Source organism: Burkholderia sp. Cy-637, from assembly GCF_011753175.1.
Classification (GTDB): Bacteria; Pseudomonadota; Gammaproteobacteria; order Burkholderiales; family Burkholderiaceae; genus Burkholderia; species Burkholderia gladioli.
Genome location: NZ_VWWC01000256.1, coordinates 1 through 6840, shown reverse-complemented (window position 1 = coordinate 6840; position 6840 = coordinate 1). Strand labels below are relative to the sequence as shown.

The window sequence follows — 6840 nt, the reverse complement described above, 5'->3', positions numbered from 1 at the left end:
GGCCGCCACCAGCACGCGGCAGCCGACGATCGCCAGCCGCTCGGCCAGCACCTCGGCGCCGGGCCGCACCACGGCGATCACCTCGGGCATCACGGCGCGCAGCCGCCGGGCGGCGGCCACCGCCACCGGCGTGCCGTCGGGCAGGGCGGCCAGCAGCTTGCTGTCCTGCCCGCTGGGGTCGAAGCGGGTGCCGAGGCCGGCGGCGAGCAGCACGCCGACCACGGGGGAGGAGTGAACGTCAGACATGAGCGAAACCGGAAACAGGGAAGCCGTGACGGCGATTGTGCCGATTCCGCCGCGGCTTCGCACGGATCAAAAAACGATGATGGAAAACGATGGCCGCCGCGGGCCCTCAGTCGCGCGCCTCGGCATCCTTCGCGTAGCGCGCCAGGAACATGTCCGCCGCCGATTCCGCCAGCGCTCGCCGCGCCTCGCCGGCGATGGCCGGCTGCCCCATCGCCACCTGCGGCCAGAACGCGAAGGACTTCACCAGCCCCTGCAACTGCTGCCCGGCGAAGCCGGGATCCGCCACCGACAGCCGCCCGTCGGCGCTTGCCGCGCGGATCCAGATGCCCAGGTCCTCCTCGCGTTCGCCCAGGCGCGCCACCATGTCCCGTGCCCGCTCGGGCGAATGCATCGCGGCCGCCATCGCGACGCGCACCAGCGACAGGAAGGTGTCGTCGGCGAGCAGCCGCAGCTTGCGCATCAGCAGCTCGACCAATTGCCCGCGCAGCGGCTCGCCGGCGCGATAGGCGAGCGCCTCGCCGCCGCGCGTGGCGTCCCAGAGCCGTTCCAGGATCGCCAGGAACAGCGCGTCCTTGCTCGGGAAATGGTTGTAGACGGTGCGCTTCGAGACCTGCGCGCTGGCGGCGATGCGGTCCATGCTGGTCGCGTCGTAGCCGGCCGAGAGGAATTCGTCGATCGCCGCGCTGACGATCGCGGCCCGTTTCCGGTCGGTCAGGCGGGTGGGGGTGGGGTTGGCGTCCATGGGCGAATTTTACACTTGTCGGTTTACTTTTCTCGAAAACAAACTACACTAGCGAGTCTACTTTTCGTTCTCCGGACGGATTCACCATGATTTCGCTTCCCGACTGGTTCAGCCGCACGCTGGGCATCGCCGCCGCGCAACGCGGGCGCGCGCTGTCCACCGCTTCGCCGCAGCACGACGGCGAGCGCTTCCGCAATGTGCGGCCGCGTCCGTCCGAGGGTTTCGGCAAGACCTTGTCGATCGCCTGGAACGTGCTGTTCAACAAGCCGCGCGGCACCCAGCCGGGCGCCGCGCTGCCGGTCGATGCGCTCACGCGCGCCGAGCTGGACGCCGCGCCCGATCGCAGCCTCTACCGGCTCGGCCATTCGACCCTGCTGCTCAAGCTGCGCGGCGGCTTCTGGCTGACCGACCCGGTGTTCGGCGAGCGCGCCTCGCCGTTCAAGCGGGTCGGGCCGAAGCGCTTCCACGCGCCGCCGATCGCGCTGGCGGACCTGCCGCCGCTGGCCGGCGTGATCCTCTCGCACGACCACTACGACCACCTCGACCGCGAGACGGTGCTGGCGCTGGCCGATCGCACCGCGATCTTCCTGACGCCGCTGGGCGTGGGCGACCGCCTGATCGAATGGGGCATCGACGCGGACAAGGTGCGCCAGTTCGACTGGTGGCAGGGCACCGAGATCGACGGCATCAGCTTCACGGCCACGCCCGCGCAGCATTTCTCGGGGCGCAGCCTGTTCGACGGCAACAGCACGCTGTGGGCCTCGTGGACCATCATCGACGCGGAGCTGCGGATCTTCTTCAGCGGCGATACCGGTTATTTCGACGGCTTCCGCGAGATCGGCGAGCGCTTCGGGCCGTTCGACGTCACGATGCTCGAGACCGGCGCCTACGACGCGCAATGGCCCTATGTCCACATGCAGCCGGAGCATACCGTGCAGGCCCACCAGGACCTGCGCGGGCGCTGGCTGGTGCCGGTCCACAACGGCACCTTCGACCTGGCCATGCATCGCTGGCAGGACCCGTTCGAGCGCGTGTTCGGCCTGGCGGCCGCGCAGGGCATCGCGCTGGCCACGCCGCGCATGGGCGAGCGGCTCGACCTGGCCGCGCCGCATCGCGGCGAGCGCTGGTGGCGCGGCGTCGCCGACACGACGGCCGAGCCGGCGACGCGCGCGCGCCGCTGGCGCTGCCGCGGCGAGCAGGCACCGGAAACCTGAAGCGGGTCGGTTGATCAGAAGCCCGAAGTATCGAAGCCGCCGTCGTTCCTGTCGCGACGGCGGCTTCGTTTTTATGCGCCGTCGCGGCCGCGCTCAGCGCTCCTCGTCCCGATAACGCTTGCGATACTCGGCCGGCGTCACGCCCACGTGCTTGACGAAGGCGCGGCGCAGCACGTCGGCATTCGCGAAGCCGCACTTGGCGGCCACCTGCTTGGGCGCGTCGCCGGCCGTCTCGATCAGGGCGCGCGCCGCGTTCACGCGCGCCAGCTCGACCCAGGCGGCCGGCGTCACGCCCACCTCGGCATGGAACAGCCGCGCGAAGTGGCGCGGGCTCAGGCCGGCGCGCCCGGCCAGGCTCGTCACGCTGTGATCGAGTTCCGGCTGCGTGGCCACCCAGCGCTGCACGTCCTGCAGCACCGAGCGCCCGGCCGGCGCGGTGGCGCCGTTGCGGCTGAACTGCAACTGCCCGCCGGGGCGCTTGAAGAACATCACCAGCTGGCTCGCCACGCGCATCGCGATCTCGCGGCCCAGATCCTCCTCCACCAGGGCCAGCGCCAGGTCGAGCCCGGCCGTCACGCCGGCCGCGGTGCGCAGCCGGCCGTCGCGCACGTAGAGCGCATCGGCTTCCACCGTCGCGCTCGGGCAGCGCTCGGCCAGCGCCTCGACCGAGGCCCAGTGCGTGGTGGCGCGCCGGCCGTCGAGCAGGCCCGCCTCGGCCAGCACCAGCGCGCCGGTGCAGACCGAGCCGAAGCGCTTGCAGCGGCGCGGCACCGCGCGCAGCCAGTCGAGCGTCGCGACCGGCACGCCGCCGGCGCCAATGCCCGGCGCGCCCGCCACCAGCAGCGTGTGGATCTCGGGCAGCGCCTCGCCGACCACGCCGTCGGGCACCAGGCGCGCGCCCGATGAACTGACCAGGTGGCCCGGCTCGCAGGCCAGCACCAGCATCCGGTAGGCGGCCTTGCCGGCTTCCACGTTGGCCTGCGCGAACACGTCCAGCGGCCCGCTGACGTCCAGCAACTGCACGCCCGGCACGGCCAGGATCGCGATGGTCTTGCTCATTCGGGTTCCCCTTGGCGGCGCCGTCCGCATTCCGCGCGATTTGGCAGAAAATGACGTGACACGCCGATTGATGACAATCCTAGCACGCGGGAGAATCAATCCCGAAGTCCTCACACGGAGAAGATCATGAGCGTCGATATCGGTGGCATCCGCGTTCCCGACAGCCAGCTTGCGCGGGAGATCACGGAATTCGTTCGGGATACCGAAAGTCCCCTGTTGTTCCATCATTCCAGCCGCGTGTTCTATTTCGGCGCGCTTGCCGGCCGCGATCGCGGCCTGAAGTTCGATCCGGAATTGCTCTATGCCGGCGCGATGTTCCATGACGTCGGCCTGATGCCCTCGCACAGCAGCGCGCACGAGCGCTTCGAGGTGGACGGCGCCAACGCGGCGCGCGAGTTCCTGCGCCAGCGCGGCATCGAACAGCACGACATCGACCTGGTGTGGACCGCGATCGCGCTGCACACCACGCCCGGCATTCCGCAGCACATGCATCCGGTGATCGCGCTGGTGACGGCCGGCGTCGAGATGGACGTGCTGGGCCTGACCTACCACGAGTACCACGAGCACGAGCGCGAGGCGGTCACGCACCTGCACCCGCGCCCGGAGCACTTCAAGGAAGACATCATCCAGGCCTTCTACGACGGGATCCGCCACAAGCCCGAGACGACCTTCGGCAACGTCAAGGCCGACGTGATCGCCGACAAGGAGCCGCATTTCCATGCCGGCAACTTCTGCTCGGTGATCCGCTGCTCGGCCTGGCGCGGTTGAGCGCGCCAGGCGCGTGGCGGCATGGCTCGAGCGGTGACGCGAAGCGCGTCACCGCAGCAGGGCGTGGACCGCGCGAGGCGTGACGGGGGGCGTCGCGTCTCGCGTGGAGCGGGCGCGGGGCCCGGCGCGGCGTGGGGGAGACCAGGCCGCGCCAGGCGTTCCGCGCCCGCGCCGCGCACCTTGCGCGCCGGAGATGCCCGCCATCCCGGCCGAAAGCTTTCGATTGGTTTTCGATGCGCAACAGCGTGCCATTTGATTTCAAAAAGAAAAACGAAAAAATTAAAGTTGGGGAAGCCGGCGCCGTAATCGCGGCAGGGCATGCCGTCCCGCGGGATGGCACGTGCCCGCCGATATTTCGCCCGCCGTGCCCGGGGGGCGGCCAGAACAGGAGACCCCACCGTGAGCAGCGTGCAGCACAGCGTCCGTTTCAAAATCGTGATGGCCATGACGGCCTGCGTGCTGATCATCGCGCTGGTCGGGGTGTTCGGCACCCTCACCATCTCGCGGCTGGAGAAGATGGTCAGCGACGAGTACACCACCACCGTCAAGCCGATCCGCACGCTCGGCGAGATCCGCGCCGGCCTGATCGACGTGCGCCTGCAGATGCGCCGCATGCAGGTGATGCGCGAGGGGGAGGGCAACCGCAAGTCGCTCGATTCGATCCAGCGCACCGTGAGCCGGATCGCCAAGATCTGGCCGAACTACTATCCCGGCGCGATCAACTCCGACAAGGAGCGTGAGCTGGCCGACGGGCTCAATGCCGCGATGCCCCAGTTCCGCCAGGCCACCGCGCAGGTGGTGGAGGCGTTCGCCGCGGGCAACTACGACGGCGCGACCCAGTTGATCGACGCGCAGAACGACGCGACCAACGAGATGCTCGAACGCATCAAGGCCGATATCGACCTGAACGACCAGCAGGCCGCGCAGTTCGCGGCCGACGGCGCGGCCAGCGCGCGCAACGCGCTGGTGATGGCGATCGTGCTGGTGGCGGCGGGGCTGCTGGTGGCGGTCGGCGCCTCGATCTACCTGCTGCGCACCATCATGCGGCCGCTGGGCAGCGCGATCGCGGTGGCCAACACGATCGCCGACGGCCGGCTGGAAGTGCGCATCGACGACAGCTTCCGCGGCGAGTTCGGCGAACTGATGCACGCGCTGCGCGTGATGGACACGCAACTGGCGCAGACCGTGCGGCGCATCCAGTCGAGCACCGGCTCGGTGTCGCTGGCGGCCCGGGAGATCGCCACCGGCAATCTCGACCTGTCCTCGCGCACCGAGGAACAGGCCGCCTCGCTGGAGGAAACCGCCTCCAGCATGACCGAGCTGACCGAGACGGTGAAGCAGAACGCCGACAACGCGCGCCAGGCCAACGGCCTGGCCACCAACGCCTCGAGCCTGGCCGACGACAACAATCACGCGATGCGCGAGATGGTCGACACGATCCTGCAGATCAGCGGCAGCTCGGGCAAGATTTCCGAGATCACCGGCACCATCGAGGGCATCGCGTTCCAGACCAACATCCTCGCGCTCAACGCGGCGGTCGAGGCGGCGCGCGCCGGCGAGCAGGGCCGCGGTTTCGCGGTGGTGGCCAGCGAGGTGCGCACGCTCGCGCAGCGCTCGGCGGCGGCCGCCAAGGAGATCAAGGAACTGATCGCCTCCTCGGTGACGCTGATCGAGGGCGGCGCGGGGCAAGCCAATGCCGTCAGCGAGAAGATGGGCCGCGTGCGCGAGGCGATCCGGCGCGTCTCGGACATCGTCGCGGAAATCTCGGCCGCGTCCGACGAACAGGCGCGCGGCATCGAGCAGATCAACCAGGCCGTCACGCAGATGGATGCCGTCACGCAGCAGAACGCCGCGCTGGTCGAGCAGGCCGCGGCGGCCGCGCAGTCGCTCGACGAACAGTCGGCGGTGCTCAACGATGCCGTGTCGGTGTTCCGCCTGACGGGCAACGGCGCGGCCGCCCATGCGCCGCGCGCGCCGGAGCGGGCCAGGCGCGGTGTCGAGCTGGCCACGGCCTGAGGTCGGGACGGCTTGAAGGAAGGCGATTCGCCCCGGGCGTGCCAGGCACGGCCCGCGGCGCGGATCGCGAGGGATGACGCCAGGCGGCGTGTCGTGCGTCATGGCACGACACGCCGCCTTGTCCTTGGCTAATGCCGTCGCGCCAGCTTGAGGCGCGCCGTTTCGTGCAGCTCGGCCGGCAGGCTGTCCTCGTAGACGAACTCGCCGCCCACCAGGGCCGCCACCGCCGCGCCGTCGCGCAGCAGCACGCGGTTGCCGGCCAGCGCCGGCACCTTGCGGCCCGGCAGCAGGGTGCCGGCCAGATTGAGCGGATCGGCGCCGCTCACCACGATCCATTGCCCGTCGGCGGGCTGGCGGCGAATCTCGCGCAGCACCGGGATCGCCTCGGGCAGCGCGAACTGCTCGCCCGCCAGCCCCGCCACGAAGCGCCCGCCGCGGATCTCGCCGCGCGCCTCCAGGCGCTGGTAGACGCGCAGCAGCTCGCGCCACGGCGGCAGCCACGCCGCCTCGCGTTCGAGCAGGCGCCAGAACACCACGCCGTAGCGGCGCAGCAGGGTCCAGGCCAGATGCTCGAGCGTCTCGCGCGAGCGCGCGGCCGGCGCGGCTTGCGTGGCGAGGTCGTTGCGATGGGCCGCGCTCGCGGCGCCAGCGCCGGCGTTGCCGGCGTTGCCGCCGTGCGCGTGATCGCCGTCGTTGTCGTTGCCATCGGCGGGTGCCGGCTGCACGCGCACCGGCCGTCGCACCAGCGACCAGCGCCCCGCGTCGTCCATGCCGCCGACCAGCGCGCCGCCGCGT

Annotated in this window: 6 protein-coding genes and 1 pseudogene; 3 read left to right on the top strand and 4 right to left on the bottom strand. The window is 70.6% G+C overall.

Features of this window, described 5'->3' with window-relative positions; translation table 11 throughout:
* Positions 1-246, bottom strand: a 246-nt coding sequence (locus F3J10_RS33560) for an NTP transferase domain-containing protein (protein ID WP_167243877.1), incomplete at its 3' end; no start/stop codon positions are given.
* 106 nt (positions 247-352) lie between these two features.
* Complete coding sequence (locus F3J10_RS33555; RefSeq protein ID WP_025101800.1) at positions 353-988, bottom strand: TetR/AcrR family transcriptional regulator; 636 nt, start codon at positions 986-988, stop codon at positions 353-355.
* An 86-nt stretch (positions 989-1074) separates the two neighbouring features.
* On the opposite strand from F3J10_RS33555, the gene F3J10_RS33550 reads away from it, so the two are divergent.
* Positions 1075-2202 (top strand): MBL fold metallo-hydrolase, encoded by a 1128-nt coding sequence (locus F3J10_RS33550; protein ID WP_167243876.1) that lies wholly within the window; start codon positions 1075-1077, stop codon positions 2200-2202.
* Between the two features lie 93 nt (positions 2203-2295).
* Here F3J10_RS33550 and F3J10_RS33545 read toward each other — a convergent pair whose 3' ends face one another.
* Positions 2296-3261, bottom strand: coding sequence for a GlxA family transcriptional regulator (locus F3J10_RS33545; protein ID WP_036035133.1), 966 nt, complete (start codon positions 3259-3261; stop codon positions 2296-2298).
* 126 nt (positions 3262-3387) lie between these two features.
* On the opposite strand from F3J10_RS33545, the gene F3J10_RS33540 reads away from it, so the two are divergent.
* Together F3J10_RS33540 and F3J10_RS33535 are read left to right on the top strand one after the other, a co-directional pair.
* On the top strand, positions 3388-4029 hold the full coding sequence (locus tag F3J10_RS33540; protein WP_025101797.1) for an HD domain-containing protein: 642 nt from the start codon (positions 3388-3390) through the stop codon (positions 4027-4029).
* Positions 4030-4428: 399 nt separating this feature from the next.
* Positions 4429-6045 carry a methyl-accepting chemotaxis protein gene (locus tag F3J10_RS33535; protein WP_167234668.1) on the top strand — a complete coding sequence of 539 codons (1617 nt, stop codon included), beginning with the start codon at positions 4429-4431 and terminating at the stop codon, positions 6043-6045.
* A gap of 128 nt (positions 6046-6173) precedes the next feature.
* On the opposite strand, the pseudogene F3J10_RS33530 reads toward F3J10_RS33535, so the two are convergent.
* Positions 6174-6840, bottom strand: a pseudogene (locus F3J10_RS33530) (ATP-dependent DNA helicase); the annotation flags it as partial.